This is a genomic window from Lysinibacillus sp. GW247-5R2A, assembly GCF_059424475.1.
Map to the genome: position 1 here is coordinate 70,017 of NZ_JBWKZL010000011.1, position 15,248 is coordinate 85,264.

Annotated in this window: 17 protein-coding genes and 2 pseudogenes; 7 read left to right on the forward strand and 12 right to left on the reverse strand. The window is 36.6% G+C overall.

Annotation, left to right across the window (positions count from 1 at the left end; all coding sequences use genetic code 11):
- Window positions 1-13: 13 nt before the first annotated feature.
- The 4 genes from AC07YC_RS16900 to AC07YC_RS16915 all read right to left on the reverse strand — a co-directional run bounded on the left by AC07YC_RS16900 (window position 14) and on the right by AC07YC_RS16915 (window position 2,109).
- On the reverse strand, window positions 14-214 hold the full coding sequence (locus AC07YC_RS16900; protein ID WP_494919933.1) for a hypothetical protein: 201 nt from the start codon (window positions 212-214) through the stop codon (window positions 14-16).
- Between the two features lie 77 nt (window positions 215-291).
- Complete coding sequence (locus AC07YC_RS16905) at window positions 292-870, reverse strand: TetR/AcrR family transcriptional regulator (RefSeq protein WP_494919934.1); 579 nt, start codon at window positions 868-870, stop codon at window positions 292-294.
- Window positions 871-1,216: 346 nt separating this feature from the next.
- The gene (locus AC07YC_RS16910) at window positions 1,217-1,639 is read right to left on the reverse strand and encodes an ester cyclase (protein WP_494919935.1); all 423 of its coding nucleotides are present in this window, start codon (window positions 1,637-1,639) and stop codon (window positions 1,217-1,219) included.
- A 233-nt stretch (window positions 1,640-1,872) separates the two neighbouring features.
- The gene (locus AC07YC_RS16915; RefSeq protein ID WP_336634827.1) at window positions 1,873-2,109 is read right to left on the reverse strand and encodes a DUF3953 domain-containing protein; all 237 of its coding nucleotides are present in this window, start codon (window positions 2,107-2,109) and stop codon (window positions 1,873-1,875) included.
- Window positions 2,110-2,300: 191 nt separating this feature from the next.
- Here AC07YC_RS16915 and AC07YC_RS16920 point away from each other — a divergent pair, with 191 nt between their 5' ends.
- Window positions 2,301-2,669, forward strand: coding sequence for a DUF4180 domain-containing protein (locus AC07YC_RS16920; protein ID WP_494919936.1), 369 nt, complete (start codon window positions 2,301-2,303; stop codon window positions 2,667-2,669).
- 413 nt (window positions 2,670-3,082) lie between these two features.
- On the opposite strand, the gene AC07YC_RS16925 is transcribed toward AC07YC_RS16920, so the two are convergent.
- Together AC07YC_RS16925 and AC07YC_RS16930 are read right to left on the reverse strand one after the other, a co-directional pair.
- Entirely contained in the window at window positions 3,083-3,259 is a 177-nt protein-coding gene (locus AC07YC_RS16925) for a hypothetical protein (protein ID WP_494919937.1), read from the reverse strand.
- A 144-nt stretch (window positions 3,260-3,403) separates the two neighbouring features.
- Window positions 3,404-3,589 (reverse strand): hypothetical protein, encoded by a 186-nt coding sequence (locus AC07YC_RS16930; protein ID WP_336634829.1) that lies wholly within the window; start codon window positions 3,587-3,589, stop codon window positions 3,404-3,406.
- Window positions 3,590-3,989: 400 nt separating this feature from the next.
- Here AC07YC_RS16930 and AC07YC_RS16935 point away from each other — a divergent pair, with 400 nt between their 5' ends.
- Both AC07YC_RS16935 and AC07YC_RS16940 read left to right on the forward strand, forming a co-directional pair.
- On the forward strand, window positions 3,990-4,436 hold the full coding sequence (locus AC07YC_RS16935) for a helix-turn-helix domain-containing protein (RefSeq protein ID WP_372427124.1): 447 nt from the start codon (window positions 3,990-3,992) through the stop codon (window positions 4,434-4,436).
- A 344-nt stretch (window positions 4,437-4,780) separates the two neighbouring features.
- Window positions 4,781-4,933 carry a YjcZ family sporulation protein gene (locus AC07YC_RS16940; protein ID WP_081937001.1) on the forward strand — a complete coding sequence of 51 codons (153 nt, stop codon included), beginning with the start codon at window positions 4,781-4,783 and terminating at the stop codon, window positions 4,931-4,933.
- Between the two features lie 471 nt (window positions 4,934-5,404).
- Here the strand turns inward: AC07YC_RS16940 and AC07YC_RS16945 are convergent, their stop codons facing one another.
- Complete coding sequence (locus AC07YC_RS16945) at window positions 5,405-7,486, reverse strand: serine hydrolase domain-containing protein (RefSeq protein ID WP_494919938.1); 2,082 nt, start codon at window positions 7,484-7,486, stop codon at window positions 5,405-5,407.
- Window positions 7,487-7,859: 373 nt separating this feature from the next.
- Between AC07YC_RS16945 and AC07YC_RS16950 the strand changes: the two genes are divergently transcribed.
- Window positions 7,860-8,126, forward strand: a complete 267-nt coding sequence (locus AC07YC_RS16950; RefSeq protein WP_336634832.1) for a gamma-type small acid-soluble spore protein — start codon at window positions 7,860-7,862, stop codon at window positions 8,124-8,126.
- A 586-nt stretch (window positions 8,127-8,712) separates the two neighbouring features.
- On the opposite strand, the pseudogene AC07YC_RS16955 reads toward AC07YC_RS16950, so the two are convergent.
- Together AC07YC_RS16955 and AC07YC_RS16960 are read right to left on the reverse strand one after the other, a co-directional pair.
- Window positions 8,713-8,835, reverse strand: a pseudogene (locus tag AC07YC_RS16955) (MerR family DNA-binding transcriptional regulator); the annotation flags it as partial.
- Window positions 8,836-9,006: 171 nt separating this feature from the next.
- Window positions 9,007-9,693, reverse strand: a complete 687-nt coding sequence (locus tag AC07YC_RS16960) for a DUF421 domain-containing protein (protein WP_494919939.1) — start codon at window positions 9,691-9,693, stop codon at window positions 9,007-9,009.
- Window positions 9,694-10,063: 370 nt separating this feature from the next.
- On the opposite strand from AC07YC_RS16960, the gene AC07YC_RS16965 reads away from it, so the two are divergent.
- Window positions 10,064-10,357 (forward strand): 3-isopropylmalate dehydrogenase, encoded by a 294-nt coding sequence (locus tag AC07YC_RS16965; RefSeq protein ID WP_336634834.1) that lies wholly within the window; start codon window positions 10,064-10,066, stop codon window positions 10,355-10,357.
- Between the two features lie 293 nt (window positions 10,358-10,650).
- Here the strand turns inward: AC07YC_RS16965 and AC07YC_RS16970 are convergent, their stop codons facing one another.
- The 3 genes from AC07YC_RS16970 to AC07YC_RS16980 all read right to left on the reverse strand — a co-directional run bounded on the left by AC07YC_RS16970 (window position 10,651) and on the right by AC07YC_RS16980 (window position 14,545).
- The gene (locus AC07YC_RS16970) at window positions 10,651-12,240 is read right to left on the reverse strand and encodes a helix-turn-helix domain-containing protein (RefSeq protein ID WP_336634835.1); all 1,590 of its coding nucleotides are present in this window, start codon (window positions 12,238-12,240) and stop codon (window positions 10,651-10,653) included.
- 520 nt (window positions 12,241-12,760) lie between these two features.
- On the reverse strand, window positions 12,761-13,759 hold the full coding sequence (locus tag AC07YC_RS16975; RefSeq protein WP_336634836.1) for an ABC transporter substrate-binding protein: 999 nt from the start codon (window positions 13,757-13,759) through the stop codon (window positions 12,761-12,763).
- Between the two features lie 630 nt (window positions 13,760-14,389).
- On the reverse strand, window positions 14,390-14,545 hold the full coding sequence (locus AC07YC_RS16980) for a hypothetical protein (RefSeq protein WP_162832712.1): 156 nt from the start codon (window positions 14,543-14,545) through the stop codon (window positions 14,390-14,392).
- 209 nt (window positions 14,546-14,754) lie between these two features.
- Here AC07YC_RS16980 and AC07YC_RS16985 point away from each other — a divergent pair.
- Window positions 14,755-14,937: pseudogene (locus AC07YC_RS16985) on the forward strand (amino acid--tRNA ligase-related protein); the annotation flags it as partial.
- A gap of 113 nt (window positions 14,938-15,050) precedes the next feature.
- The gene (locus AC07YC_RS16990; protein ID WP_494919940.1) at window positions 15,051-15,245 is read left to right on the forward strand and encodes a hypothetical protein; all 195 of its coding nucleotides are present in this window, start codon (window positions 15,051-15,053) and stop codon (window positions 15,243-15,245) included.
- Window positions 15,246-15,248: the final 3 nt, after the last annotated feature.

Consider the following 15,248-nt stretch of genomic DNA (forward strand, 5'->3'; position numbering starts at 1 on the left):
AATTCAAATTGCTTTAAAAAGATAGAAGCTTACGGGTAAAGGACAAAGGATTGCCTGTTGTTAACCATTGTGCACTTGTCGCACTAATTCCAAAATCTCTCATCACATCAGTCATGGCCATATTCATGGCTGTTTCTCCAAAAAGTCCTACAAATGCTGCCATCATTAATAATGCAATCATTGGTTTTGAGTTTCGTTGCTGTTCTGTATTCATCATTACTCCTTCTAATTAGGTCACATTATATTAGACCAGTCTATATAATTTAAGTTCAAAAAATAAGTTCTAAGCTCTTATAAAAAGAAACTTGGAACTATTTTTTGAAGCATATTGATGGGTTCATTCGATTTCTCTGTAATGGCTAATACTAAAACGCCTATGATAGTTGAGCAAAGGGAAACTGCTAGTGCATTTGCTTTGTCTGTAGACATACCTGATTCAACAAACTTATTAGAATAGACTTGTTGAACCTTCCTGTAATTCTCTTGACAAACTACCCGAATCTCTTCGTTCATAAAAGCTGACTCCATTGAAATCAATGCAAACGGTGGCATATTTAACATATCGGGCGTGTCCAGATATTCAAAGTTCTCACTCAAATGATTTAAATAATTTTTCACCGCAATTGTTGGATCAGGGTCTGAATTTAAGTGTAACTGAATGTTATCCAGTAGCCGTTGTGATGACGACTCAACAACTTCCTTCACAAGCTGATCTTTACCATCTGGAAAATAGTGATAAAGTGAACCCTTTGGTGTCCCTGATTCTTTCAAAATTTGATTTAAGCCTGTCGCCTGATAACCTTGCAAATGAAAAAGTCTTGTAGCCGTATCAATCAAATGATCCCGTGTTGAATTATTTTTATTTTTCATTGTTTCCCTCATTTCTATAGTGACCGGTCTACTTTAAATTAATCAATTTTTTTAATATTGTCAAGAACATTTAATTTGATTAAGTGCATGTATGGCGCTCTATAGTGCCGAAAAATGAACGTCTGAGATAAACCAAATGTATCCCCTACTAATCGGGATTATTCTTATTTTTTGCCGCTCAATCCTTCACCAAACAGCTTTAAAAGATTGGCAATGTATTGAATGGTAATATCCCCTATCACTCCATACCGAACACCGCCCCTTTTGCTGACAACAGATTTCCAAAACATAGAATGGCGGTCTAATACTCACATTTCAGAACAAAATAAAAACACCCCGAAGGATGTTAATTATTCGTATTGCGTTTGAGTTGATTTTCAATACCAGCTCGATCAATTTGAATCCAGTATTCTACTATTTTTTCATCTTCTATTCTATAAACCGCGCTCGCTATTTCAATAACCGGAAGATTGGTTGGCTGAAATCCATCGACCTCTCCAACATGCGTACCAGCTTGTTTCCAACGTATATATACTTTCTGATCTTGTACTATACATTCTTGTATTTCTAATGAAAAATCGCCATACGCGTCTATCATTTCTTTTACATGGTCAGCATAATCCTTTGGCGTTCTTACAACCGTTATTTCTTCTTCTGAAATAACTTGGTGTGCCAATACTTGGTCTGCCATTAATTCAGTTGCATAATCTGGATTTTTTCCTGAACGTACTTCTTCAAAAAATGTCTTAACAATATGCTCTGGTGTCATTTAAACCCTCCATTGTTATCCATGATGGCGAGGAAACCTACATCCCCCAAGCATTATCATAATGCAAGAATTCCCGAATTGGAATCTTATTCTACCAAGCCCACTCATCACCACCTCAAGCTCTACTCTCTCAATCTGTTGCTTGTTGGCTGTTGGATGTCGTTTCAAAGCACAAGAAATTGCCTCCATCCGACGATGAAAGCTTAAAAAATCGAGGTAATACCTCCCGTTTATTAAAAGATACTAGTAATGGATACAAATACTGAAAATAAAAATACCCCAATAAGGAACCAGCCATTAACTTTTCTTTCTTTTTGAAATTCTTTCAATCCTAAAATTAAAAGCAAAACACCTAAGAACAATATCATTAAGAAATTTAACCGATAATCACCTGTGATAATTCCGTAAGTTGAGAATGATACTACTAGGATTGAAAAAACAATTTGTAAGATTGTTAGCAAAATGACCATCACCTTTTAAATAATGTACTTTTATTATACAAAACAAAAGAAAATATGGATATAATTACCACTATCAAACCCTTTAATATTAATGAAAATTTTTACTATCACCGTAATGTGTCTCCCTATTACTCTATACATTTCACAATTGAAAATTTAGGTTATAATAGAAATCATTATAGTTAATAGGGGTAATGAAAATGAATATAAAAATAACAGAAGTTAACGGACAAAAAATAGCACTCGTTCATGAAGATACTATTTTATTGAAAGATGAACAAAGTGCTTTGGACTTAATTATGACGACTAGCTATGAAACAGGCAGTAATCGATTGGCACTAAATAAGGAAGCCATTTCAGAAGATTTTTTTAATCTTAGTACAAAACTTGCAGGTAATATCCTTCAAAAGTTCGTTAATTACCATATTAAGTTTGCTATTATAGGTGATTTTTCAGTTTATAGTAGTAAAGCACTGAAAGATTTTATTTATGAATGTAATAAAGGAAACCATATATTTTTTGTTCCCACTGAACAAGAAGCAATTGAAAAATTATCTAATGCAAAATAAAACATTAGCCTAATACGTTTCAAATAACAGGGAAATTCTTACCCAGTCTATCGTCTTTGTTCAGTAGGTTTTTAATAGAAGGATTTTTTGTGTAAAAACTATCCCGCTTTTATTTTTAACCCCGTCCTCGCTTAGAACGGGGTTATGCTTGTTTGAATATTAAATTGCATTCGTTCAGAACTATTGTTTAGTATGGTGCGAGATACATGGCAAAATTAACAAGCCACCAAAATAGGCGACTTTTGGTTAAAATTACTCCAAATCCCATCTAGACTTCCATTATTTAGTAGGCTATCATAAAAATGAGGTGATACTTTGTCGGTCATTTTTACATATACCAAATATATTCTAATGATTCTTTCTGCTATTCAATTAACAAGGGTCAGTCCAGAATATTTAGAGCCAATACTACTTTATGAGTATCTCATATTGATAGCATCTTGTTTTTTTCTTGGCATTTTGGAGGATTTTTTTAAGCCTAGTAAAAAAACAAATATTTTAGTGCGCATAGCCATTACCATTGGTACTCTAGTTTTATTGTTAACATCAGTTTCTCTCAAATCTACCGCTACCATTATTTTTTCAATCATAATGTTTAGTGCATTCAGTTTCTCAGTATTTTTAGAAATTAAGCAAAAGGATTAAAACCCCTTTTGCTTTTTCCACTCTTCATATTTCATACTCGGTATCACAACGACTAATGGCTTTACCTCTATGCAAGCTTTATTGAAAGCTTAAATTATCTCAAGTTTCAAGGTATTTCGATTGACTATGATATATTCACCTGTTGTTTTGTTCATAACTTGAGAGACTTCCTTGGTATGTGTTATCTCTAACCAATCATTTTGTATATCCACCAATATTTTTATTTCCACATCACTTTTTCCATATTTCAAACCACTATAGGAAATTTTCGTCATCACACTCACCCCTTTTCTAAATATTTAAGCACTGACTGCTGGTCTGCAGTTGTTCGCTATTGTAATAGATTTTGCTAGAAACTTGCACATGATAAAATACTGATAAATCCATATTTAAAAGGGAGTCTAATTCGCTTGCGAACTGATCTCCCTTTAATTTTACTTTTTTTACATTTCGCAATCAACAACAGAACCCGTTATTATAAGATACAGACAAAATGGTTTGTTCACGAAAATTCCACCAAAGAACTATTTTGTAATAATGACCATGTAAATAAAGGACTATACACATATATAAACGCATTTTCCAAGGGGAAACTAATAGTTTACACCCTATGCAACGATACGGTTCTTTAGTTTTTTTATGCAAATAAATATACTGTGGATAGGAGTTGATCATATGTATTTTTCTTCAAAAATAAAAGAAGAACGTCAAAAGCATAATATGTCACAACAACAGCTTGGAGAAAAACTTAATATTAGTAGACAATCTATCTCCAAATGGGAACGAGGAGAAAGTTACCCTAGTATTGAATTGTTAATTAAGTTAAGTGACATTTTTGATATTACGCTTGATGAATTAGTAAAGGAGGATCATTCTTTGAAAGAGAAACTCATCAAAGATAGCCAAAAATTAGTCTATCCAAGATGGAAGTTATTCTTTGATATTCTTCTAATTATTGGATTCTTATTCATTCTAGCTAAAATATTCATTGTCATAGGAAATAAGTTATTTGATTTAAATATTGTGTTCCTAAAGGATTCTCTATTCTTTCAAATTGCACCATTTTTTATGACGATCATTGGAGCAATTGGCAGCGAATCTCTAGCTAAAAAATACAAATAACCATTTCAGTACTATCATCATACACATATCGTATAGGAGAGCCCCTTCAAACTATCTGATGGGGCTTTTTTCAATATATGTCTTCTTCAAATTTGCTTCGGCAGTTTCTGAAAGGCTTTAACTATTTTCATGACTAGCTATCACATTTATGAATAGTAAGGTAAAGCTAAGCTGATCACATAGACCCTAATTATATATCTAATGATCGCTCCTATCCCTAATGGCTTTTTTTATTGTCTCGTCTAACAAAAATATACTTTATGTAGCCCTATAATTGATAGGTTAACACCCCCATCCTTGTCTACAGCTAACATACTATGTATTGTAGAAAGGAGGGATATATTATGGGATACTGTGGAAATGTAGGCGGCATAGAAAATGGTGGCTATTATGGCGGCGGATCTAATAATGGCTCAACATTTGCCCTAATTGTTGTTCTATTTATTCTTTTGATCATTGTCGGTGCAACTTTCTTAAAAAGAGAAGAAGACTGTTAATACAACCAACGAGCTGTAGCGTGTGTATCGCTACAGCCTTTTATTTCTAGAAAAACTACCTGACCTTTAACGTCTATTTCCATGTATTTTTAATACATAAAATATAGTATTAAGCCATTTGGTTTAGCTTCGTGTATCCCATTTTGTACCCTTATTCTAATTGCCTATTATGCCATTCTCTATTATGGAAATGGCTCCATTTTTTAATTTACTTCCCTCCCAAAATCCATTGACCATATCTTGCAATGTGTAGGATGCTTCTATGGAATACGAGAACATAAAGTTCGGTAGGTGTATCTTTTCTCTATTAATAGAAGAATAAAATGAAAATCACTCATTATTTTTCAAATGAGTGATTTGTGTGTGTATTAATTATTATCTTCTATCTATTTCATTGCATAAATTAAGCATATGATCATGTGGGCAGTGGTTTAAATTTATACTTAGAATACCCATCCGATTGTAGTAGTACTAGTTCAGCGTGATTGTAAATTCCGAGTTCGGTGCACCCGCAAATACAACCGATCCGTTCTTCGGCAGCTTTACTTTGTTATTGCCGCTCACAACAGTAAAATTGACGTACTGTCCTTCTTCATCATACACTGCGAACGAACTATTTGCTGGTAATGACACTGTCATCGTTTTCCCAGCTGCCGCTTCTGGGATCGTCAACCATTCTGCATGACCATTTGCTTGTAGCTTCACTTTGGATGATTGGCTTGCATCAAGTGATTTTACGTTGGACCCACTTACGTATAACAATCCGCCCATCTCCATATATTCATTACCGTCTTCTGTATAGAAACGAGCTTCCGACGTATCACGCCCTGCCGATACAGGGATCTGAAGCTGATGCGCAGCCGTGTTCGGACCTGTAATTTTTCTGCCATTCCAATAGCCATCTAGACCTTCATTACGGTTAATTTCTGTTGTCAGCATCATTGGTAAGAGATATAGAGCAGAACTATATTTTTCATTTACGAGATAATACTTAGCCCCTTCCCTTTGTGCCCATGCGACAGTCGTTTCCTTCGATAGCATATTGTCTTCTAGTTTCTCAGCCAAATATTGAGTTACCGCTACTTGCCCTAAACCTGGTAACGAAATAAATGAGCTCTCCACTAAATATGTTCGGTTATTCTTTTCTTTGATGAAGTAGAGCTTGGAAGTGCCTGTTTCATGAATGAAGCTTCCATCCGCAGTATAGACATATTTTTCTTCTGAATTACCGGGTAAGAGTAATTCTCCATTCTTTGTAATTTCTATGTTGAAATGACTGAAACTATTGCCGTAAAAACCCGCTTTCTTTGCTATATCTTCAGGCATTTTGGCCTTGACCGGCTTGCCAAAGGATTTGTTCGGCTTGATATCCTTGATGACGCCCTTTTCTTTAAGCGCTGCGAGCAGTATGTCTGTCGCCATCAGTTGATTTGTTGAGCTACTACCGCCAGATGACAACACAGCCACTGCCATCTTCTGCTCAGGAAGTACGACCAATGAAGCATGTTGTAGTCCTGTATCTCCACCTTTAGTCAAGCCCTTTATCCCGTATTCACTGAATGGATATAGTTTCACACTATCCCAGCCAAGACCATAGTTGATAATATTATCTCCATCCGCTGGCCACATTCCTTTTTTATATTCCTCTTGCTCCATTGCCTTGACGGCCTTATCAGAGAGAATTCCTTTTCCCTGTCCCATAAATATTTGTGAAAAACGCACCATATCTACTGCTGTGGATGAGATTCCTCCCGTTCCAATCACATTCACCGATTCAGCAGGAAGCTGCCCGTCGTACGTTGGAAAATAAAGCCCAGCAAACTTGTCGTTTTTCCCTGTGTTCTGCGGTGTTTTCGTATGATTGAGCTTTAAGGGTTCCATAAACTGCTGTTGTATAAATTCGGTAAAGCTCATTCCACTTACTTTTTCCACCATAATCTCAGCCAACGTAAAGCCGTCGTTGCAGTATACTGAGAATGCACCAGGGTCCGCTTTTAAGCTCTGGTTGGACAATTGTCGCAACAAGTTATCATGGGCATAGGTATCATTGTCATCAAATAAAAAGCTATTGCCGTACCCAGTACCTTGCAAGCCGGAGGAGTGGTTCAGCAGCATACGTGGCGTAATGCGTTTGTAACGCTCGTCTTTCATCTGAAAATCAGGAATGTAATGAACGACTGGAACATCTAAATCAACTTTTCCCTCGTCGACCAATTTCATCACAGCCGCCGTTGTATAGATTTTACTAACTGAACCAATTCCGTAAAGAGTATTTTTAGTCAGCGGCTGTTTTCCTTCCAGATCGTTCTTGCCTGTTTGACCCGACAAAATAACTTTACCATTATCAATTAACGCATACTGCACACTAGTCGTCCCATAGGACTGCGTGAGTAAATTTGCCTTCTCTGCTGCTATTTTTTTCAGTTTATGGCTAGCAACTTCTTGGCTCACTATAACCGCAGTCTGATTGTCAGAAACTGCCATAGCTCCTGTTGGTAGGCTTATCGTTAACGCTAAAGTAGCAGCTAACACCCCGGATAATTTATTTTTCATGAAAAAAATTTCCTCCTTAGTGAAGTAATAGATTTTAAGAAAATATTTCTTAGAAAAAAGAAATATTTTCTATAAATAGAATATCGTAGTATACTATGTTCGTAAATACAATGATAGACTTATGCCCTTTCAGGCTTAAGACCTACAATTAACGACGTAACTTAAAATGACCAGCTTGGCTAAATTGGTTTTGCTGGTCATTTCTATTAGGCTAGCTACAATATTTGTGACTTGTGCTATTAAATTATTACTTTGTTTCTGCCTCTTCAAGCCAAGCTGCTAATTAGGTCGAAAACTTTAAACGTACAAGCTTTAGAAAATAACGGATATAAATACACCTTCTGTACACACTACTTTCAGGAGGTGATTTATAATGGCGAACAACAATCAAAACTTTAACTCAAAAACTCCAAATGCCATGAGCCAGGAATTTGGAAATGAAACTGATGTAAATCAAATTAAACAACAAATCCAACAGGCTGAAGCTAAGAAAATGCAAGCTTCTGGTTCAACGAATTCGATGAGCCAAGAATTTGGAAATGAGACGGATGCTAATGAAATCAGACAGCAAATTCAACAAGCTGAAGCTAACAAAAAATTTGCGTCTGGGCGATTTTCAAACGAAAACAATACAAAGTAAATTTACTCAACATCCACAACCGGCAGCCTTTGCCGGTTGTATTTACATTCTTTATTATAAAGAATTATCCCTCAAAGTTATTTGTTCAGTAAGCTTTTTGAAGTATAAAATGAACTCCACATTGTTTCTTCCTACAAAAGATGCTGAAGAGATTTCAAAGTGGCTTTTTGTTTTAAAACATCTCATCCTAGTTAAAATATTAAAAGTAATAAGTAACATTCTATTGCATACATTGATATTGGTGCCTCGCACGCACTTTTTATTAGCTGTGGCGTTTAGTAAAAGCCGCAGCTTTTTTAATTTTGTAAGACGAAGAACTAGCTAGTGCCAATAGACGAAGCAACAAGCAAAACCTGTTAATGGTACATATTCATAATTATTTTTTTATAGAATAAAAATAGGCATTTGTCCCAAGTTAAAGGGTGATCTGGCTCTGTTTGAAACGCATGTTTCGGATTTACCAGATAAACGGAATTAACTTTTTTGTTTTCCGTTTATATACTGTCAATTGTTCTCCATACTTGCATAATCGTCGGATTTAGGAATATACCCAAATATAAATACTAAAATTAGACCAAGTGGGATGATAGCAGCGGTAGTTATTTTGACTGTCTATGGAAGCAGGCTTTAAAAGCTCAATTTCATCATAGTATCGAAGTGTCTTCAACGTAAGATGTGATATTTTCGAGAATTCACCAATTGAAAGCATAATCATCACCGCCCTTAATAAATTACTTTAAATATAATGTTTCAGGAAGGTCGATAAATATAGCTATATTTTAATACTTGCGTAGCTAGTCTTCGATTAATTTTTTACTGGCTGCTGCCTGAGCTTCAAAAAAATAACCAGGTACTCCATTGAGCGCCTGGTTATTTTTGTTTAGAATTTTTGAATAAATAAGCTTCCATCAGATTGAATCTCAGCATAAAACACTTCTTCTATTTCTTTTATATGTGCCTTGCTTAATTCTTTTCTTAACCAATCTCTATTTTTACCTACTTCCAATAAATTTTTAGGTAATAATTTTCCATCCGTAATTATTTCAATCGGTAAATAAGTCGGTGGCGAAGGATATATGTTTAAGTCACTTTTTTGTGTCCCTTGATACTCAGGTTTTTTGAGAATACTAAGTCTACCATCGGGTTCTAGTATGGCGAAATCAATTTCTGTTATTGAAAAGATTTGATTTTGCCTAATCAACATCGTTAGGTCATCGATATTGATACCTGTTCTTTTTAATGCTTTTCTGTCGATCTTTCCATGTTTTATAATAATTGTAGGTTGACCATCAAGGATTACTCTAATTTTCCCTGACTTAAGACTAATATAACTAATAATTATAGTAAGTAAACACCAAATTACTAGGCTAAGTAAATCCTTTGTGTAATCTTTTGTACTAAGAATAACCATATTTGCAGCCATGGACCCTATTGTTATTCCTGTTACATAGTTAAAAAAAGTTAAATGACTTAATTGTTTTTTTCCTAAAAGACGTGTAAGAGCCAGAAGGACAAAAAAAGTTATAATTGTTTCAATAGCTATTTGAAAGTAGCCTATATCGTTCATTGTTTCACTCCTATCCATAATAGAATGGTCAACTTTTTAAGAAAATACACAAATAGCCCAGGCTCAAAATTAATGGAGTGCCTGGGCTTTAATAAGTTTCTACTTGTACTTGGCATAGCGTAGATGTTGATATGCCATTGAACACTGTGCTGTCTATAGTCATGTTCATCCTTTTTTGATAGGTGAATTGTTCCACAATGAAACTTTGACTCATTTGAAGCGTATTTAAATATAGGAAGAAAAAGTAAATAGATATAACATGAAAAAATCTAGCTTCCAACGTTAAAAGAAGTCTCATCTTTCTACTAATGGTGCAGATTAGTTCAGCAATCATAATAATACTGTGTTTGATTATGAAGGAGGAGTAAAAATGGATAATTTTTTCATCATACTTATGGTCTTGTTTATCATTATTGCGAATATGATTGCGTTTATAGCTTACAGAAAAAAGAATAATCTTTATTTTTCTGCGTTCATCCTATTACTACTAGCAGTCTTTTTTGGTGCTATTGGTGGGTCTTTAGCGGTAATGGTTATTCGCGATCCTTTTGCGTTGTTTTATGGCATGCAAATAGGATATTTTTTATTGATCAATAGTGTCATCGTTTTGATGGTCGCCATTTTAGCTACTGTCATTAAAAAATATAATAGTAGTAAAATGTAATTTTATGCTAATTGGACTGTACATTTACAAAGCCCATTCCCAATTGGTAACAGACTTTAGCATCTTTATCGCTATATGAAGCACTCATGGACGCTATCATAGCTTTTGCACTTTATAAAGAAGAGATTAATTTAGGTTCGTATAACTAAAGAAAAAGAAGCATTCCTTTGTCTGAAAGAAACACTCCTTTGGTCATCATACTATTTAATCTTAGTTCGACATTGATTATCCTCTCCATCGTGGTGCTCTTAAACCGTTAACAGTAAATGTTGACACCACCAAACAAAACCTAATCAAGCTAACGATCGCAGTATATCATCGATTTTTTTGCTGTTGGAAATAATTCCATTATTCATCCATGTTAGAAAATCCACCTCGTAAACATGGTTGTTTTTAACAGCCGGCAGATCGCGCCACTCTGGCATCTCGAGCAGTTCCCTCTCCTTCCCTTCTTCCTGGCTATGCCATTTATCGAAAGTAATGAACAGGTGATCTGCGGTTAGCATACGCAGGTCTTCTACAGTGAGAGTGAACATACCCGGCCTATTCTCTTTTGAAGCTACACCTACTGCGGAGTGGGAGTGCAAACCAACATCGCTATAAAGAACTGTTGAAACAAAGGCTTGCCCTCCTTCCGTATATTGGATGATTTGGTCCGCCGAAATACGCAAAAAAGCAACACTCTGCCCTTTCATCAGATGACTCAGCGTTTGACTCGCACTCCTTGCTTTGAAATCATAATTTGCGATAGCTTCATCGGCCAACTCTGCCCGCCCGAAATAATCACCGACGGTCCGCAGCAGTGTACGCCAATTATTGGTCTGCTCTCGCAGGATGCACGTGTTAGAGATGCGTCGGCACTGTGCATATTGCTGTTGTTCGTAACGATCCACAAGCAATATCAAATCTGGTTTATAATAGGAAAGCTCTTCAAGATTGTTGCTGTTTTCCTCAAAAGTCGGAATATCGTTTAAGCCTAAATAGTCTTGTTTTCCCCATTTCTCATGCCGATATTGGGCGATAGGCTCCATATCCAGCGCGACGATGAAATCCTCCAAATATGGCGCTACTACTCTAAGCTTTCCCTTGTGACTGAGACGGTATTGTCCGGGCGATATGCCTACCGTCTGCTTGAAACGGCGGCTGAAATAATATTCATTGCTGAAACCTGCATGTAGCGCAATATCGAGCAACTTGTCATCGGCGCTCGTTAGCCACTTCTTGGCTTGATTAATCCGTACTTCATTCAAGTACTGGAGGGGTACTTGACCAGTAGCTTCTTTGAACAAACGGGTATACTTCCAACGATCAATACCTGCGAGGGAGGCCAGCTCTTCCACGGTCAGCAGCTCACGGTAATATTGGTGAATGTGCCGTATACTGAGCTCTATCCCATGATGCTCGGTATCTGTTCCCTTCTCTTCAATTGCTTGCGCATTTTGGTGGAATAGAAAGAGCAGCAACTCTTGGAATTTCACAAATCGTTGGAATAGCTCGAGCTCGTCGCTCGCTCTGCGGAGTCCATATAACTCATTAAGGAGTTCCATTGTCTTTGCGAATGGTGAGCAGGCAAGCTCTTGCTTATCCGGAAGTAAACCAGAAGCTGCATCATAGCCTCTCGCTTCGAAACACAGCTGGTAGTAACTGCAGTTCGAAATCTGTTGATCAATAGCGAAATATTTGCCAGGCACCTGTAAATAACATTTTCCTTGTTCCGTGCCACTCATAATAAAGAAAAGTTCATAGCTTTCCTTATCGTTACTATTGCTGCCATCCGAAGCATTCATTTCGGCTTGGTCGCCTACAACGATGAAGCGGATGGATCGCAGCATATATTGGACTAATGGAGCCATCTCGGCTTGTTTGCACTGTTCATTATCCATTGTTCCTAACAACCGCCCTTTAATTGATATTCATTCTCAATGAATATAGTGTAAATCAAAAATAGCCGCCCATCAACCTTAAACTGTACTTTTTTAAATTGAGAAAAAAAGTTGAAGTACTAAAAAAGAACAGGAAAAAATGCAGTCCAAATATACAGGCTAGCGATTACATATACAAAAAAATGTAACCATCATGTTATTGGGAAAGCTGAAAATGGTAAATTGCCTAGAGGAATGTATAAATCAGTAGGTTTAGATGTTGCATTAAGTGGCTTAAAGCGTAGTCAGAGGAAACGTTGTCGTACCACTTTTCGTATAACTAGAGTTGCAGTTTACAAAATATGCGAAAAACAAATACAAGACGTTCGTCAGAAGGTGAATTAAGTTTAGAAGGTAAAATTGTCAATGGAAGTTGAAAAAGCTGCCGCAAATATAGACGGCAGCTTCAAAAAAGTTTCTTAAAATTGTCCTTACTGATGACGATAAGTCATGCCAAGGAACGTAATCACCCTATTTCGTATTAAGGAGCCAGTAATCGAAGTAAATCGTCCAGCTTCAGCCCGTTAGCCGTAATGGCTCCCGTCTGCCAATAGGATCTCTCAACTGGATATACATGGCCGTTCTTAAATGCAGGAACGGTCTGCCATAACCGATCTGCCTTCATTTCCTCCAGAGCTTTCGCGTTGCTCTCTTCCTCCCATGTCCCATTGGATGGAAGCAAAATAATATGGTCCGCGTCAAGCTCTGGAATGACCTCCTTCGATAAGACGATATTGCCCTCTGTCATGGCCTCGGCGAACCCCGGAGCCTTCAGTCCAAGATCCTCATACAAGATTTGTCCAACAAACGTGTTATGAATGCCGAAAATATTTATTGATTTGTCTACGACATTCATTCGCAGAACAACAATCTTCTCATCGCCGATTGCCGCGTTCAGCTTAGTTTTCACATCCGCAATACGTGCATCGTAATCAGCAAGAACCTGCTCCGCCTTATCACTTAGTCCAAGCAAATCGGCGATTAAGGTCAATGTTTTGCGCGTATCCACCAGTACATCATCCGGCAAACGGAACGTCGGTGCAACCTTAGAATAGAGCTCGTATTGTTCGGCATCTACCTCTCCAGCGCCGATAATCAGGTCTGGCTCAGATACAAGCAAAGCTTCAATGTTCCCAGTCACGTCGAACAATGGCACATCCAGCTTCAAATAATCCTGCTTGCCCCACATTGGGTTATAATATTGCACAATGGGCGTTACCCCAAGTGCAACCAAATAATCTTCACGATAAAGCGCTGAGACTCGCTTCGGATTTTTCGGAATCTCTACCTCTCCGAAGCCATCTGTTACGACACGTGTTTCGGTCTGAACCGAGCCTTCGCTTGACACTGCCGTTGCATTTGCAGGCTGATCGGTCGTCCCCACAGCTTGATTGCCTGTCGAGGCGCAACCTGACATCGTAATCATTCCTGCAGTTATAAGCGATATCCATCCTGTTTTCATAAGCATCCATCTTGCCATGATTAAATTCACTCCCGTAATTTATGTATAGTAGCAAAACAATTCGATTACTTAGAATGATAATCATTATCGTTTAGCCTGTGTAGATAGTACCCCAAATTGGTTTACATAATCAATACACATTCTCTACGACTCGCTTTATACAAATTCGTCACTTCCGTATAAACGTAAAATAATAAAAGCATTCATGAACCAAACGGACATCATGACATTTTGCGGTGGTTTGGCCCTAAAAAACAGATGCGAACACCTTACATATTATTCATCTATAAAGGTGCCCCTCTCCAAAGTCTATTTATAAACATTAAACCACCCCATCTGATCAATTATCTAAAGGGGTGGTTAGTCTTAGCTTTATTTCTAAAAACCAACTTGAAACTTCATAACACGGTGTAAAAATGCAACACACTGCGCTCTCTTGACAGGTTCATTCGAATGGAATTTACTGTTATCACCAAGTGTCATCTCTTATATATACTAACAATTTTCTCGTTTAATAAAATCTCTTTATGAATGCACAAAAAAATGACAGAAACATAACATAGTATACGTCTGTCGAAGTTTATTATTTGTAGTTCAAATACTAATGAAGATAATTAGAGCTACAGTTTAGTGACTCTAGTTTTATGTCTATTCTTTACAAAAATCTACAAATTTCTTTGCCTGTATTAAGGACATATCTGTTTGTTCTCTCACAAACTTCACCGCTTTAATTTCGCCGACGGACTTTATCTTCTCTTTTACTAAGGCAATCAGTTCCTCATTATAGATTTTAGTATAATCCATTTTTCCGACCTCCTCTAATCGATAATACCTGATACGACTACTTTAACCATTTCGTTTCAAATATATATTTTTATCCAAATCCTTTACCCCACAATGCACAATCTCCAATTGCAATTCCTAATTCTGAAATTTCAAGGATCTTCAAGTAAAGCGCCAGATTGTTGAAAAAGCAAAGATTTAAAAAATAATCTTCTATTCGATTATCGCATACCGATGGAGAAAAACTGATTGCAAAATTTATTAAAGATATGTGGAGTGAGTTTGTCTTTATTACAAAGTACCCGAAAGAAAATAGACCCATGTATACAATGCCTGCGGAAAACGGATTAACCAAGTCATTCGCCCTCTTATTTAAAGGTCTTGAAATTACATCTGGAGCCCAACGAATTCATGAATAGGGCCCTTGCGTATTAGAATTGATAGAATAAGTTAAAAGGAACAATTTCACAAATAATAAAAAATAGATTATACTGGACTTACTATCATTTAAAAAGGAGCATTACCTATGACCGAGAATCATCAAACTGAAGTACCCCCAAAAAAAATCAGCTTGCAAGAGGCAGTGAAACAGCAGCTTGAAAACAAAAAAAACCGTTCCTCTGCTAATCAAGGAAAAATGAATCACGACCTTTCAACAAAAAAAATGAAAAGCCAGCAAACGAAAAAAACAAGCAATACCCGTAGAAAAATGGGTGTCTAATTT

What these genes read in the sequence shown, in the direction of transcription:
- AC07YC_RS16900 (WP_494919933.1), bottom strand. Translation starts at nt 214, where the DNA reads ATGAATACAGAACAGCAACGAAACTCAAAACCAATGATTGCATTATTA.
- AC07YC_RS16905 (WP_494919934.1), bottom strand. Translation starts at nt 870, where the DNA reads ATGAAAAATAAAAATAATTCAACACGGGATCATTTGATTGATACGGCT.
- AC07YC_RS16910 (WP_494919935.1), bottom strand. Translation starts at nt 1,639, where the DNA reads ATGACACCAGAGCATATTGTTAAGACATTTTTTGAAGAAGTACGTTCA.
- AC07YC_RS16915 (WP_336634827.1), bottom strand. Translation starts at nt 2,109, where the DNA reads ATGGTCATTTTGCTAACAATCTTACAAATTGTTTTTTCAATCCTAGTA.
- AC07YC_RS16920 (WP_494919936.1), top strand. Translation starts at nt 2,301, where the DNA reads ATGAATATAAAAATAACAGAAGTTAACGGACAAAAAATAGCACTCGTT.
- AC07YC_RS16925 (WP_494919937.1), bottom strand. Translation starts at nt 3,259, where the DNA reads ATGATTGAAAAAATAATGGTAGCGGTAGATTTGAGAGAAACTGATGTT.
- AC07YC_RS16930 (WP_336634829.1), bottom strand. Translation starts at nt 3,589, where the DNA reads ATGACGAAAATTTCCTATAGTGGTTTGAAATATGGAAAAAGTGATGTG.
- AC07YC_RS16935 (WP_372427124.1), top strand. Translation starts at nt 3,990, where the DNA reads ATGTATTTTTCTTCAAAAATAAAAGAAGAACGTCAAAAGCATAATATG.
- AC07YC_RS16940 (WP_081937001.1), top strand. Translation starts at nt 4,781, where the DNA reads ATGGGATACTGTGGAAATGTAGGCGGCATAGAAAATGGTGGCTATTAT.
- AC07YC_RS16945 (WP_494919938.1), bottom strand. Translation starts at nt 7,486, where the DNA reads ATGAAAAATAAATTATCCGGGGTGTTAGCTGCTACTTTAGCGTTAACG.
- AC07YC_RS16950 (WP_336634832.1), top strand. Translation starts at nt 7,860, where the DNA reads ATGGCGAACAACAATCAAAACTTTAACTCAAAAACTCCAAATGCCATG.
- AC07YC_RS16960 (WP_494919939.1), bottom strand. Translation starts at nt 9,693, where the DNA reads ATGAACGATATAGGCTACTTTCAAATAGCTATTGAAACAATTATAACT.
- AC07YC_RS16965 (WP_336634834.1), top strand. Translation starts at nt 10,064, where the DNA reads ATGGATAATTTTTTCATCATACTTATGGTCTTGTTTATCATTATTGCG.
- AC07YC_RS16970 (WP_336634835.1), bottom strand. Translation starts at nt 12,240, where the DNA reads ATGGATAATGAACAGTGCAAACAAGCCGAGATGGCTCCATTAGTCCAA.
- AC07YC_RS16975 (WP_336634836.1), bottom strand. Translation starts at nt 13,759, where the DNA reads ATGGCAAGATGGATGCTTATGAAAACAGGATGGATATCGCTTATAACT.
- AC07YC_RS16980 (WP_162832712.1), bottom strand. Translation starts at nt 14,545, where the DNA reads ATGGATTATACTAAAATCTATAATGAGGAACTGATTGCCTTAGTAAAA.
- AC07YC_RS16990 (WP_494919940.1), top strand. Translation starts at nt 15,051, where the DNA reads ATGACCGAGAATCATCAAACTGAAGTACCCCCAAAAAAAATCAGCTTG.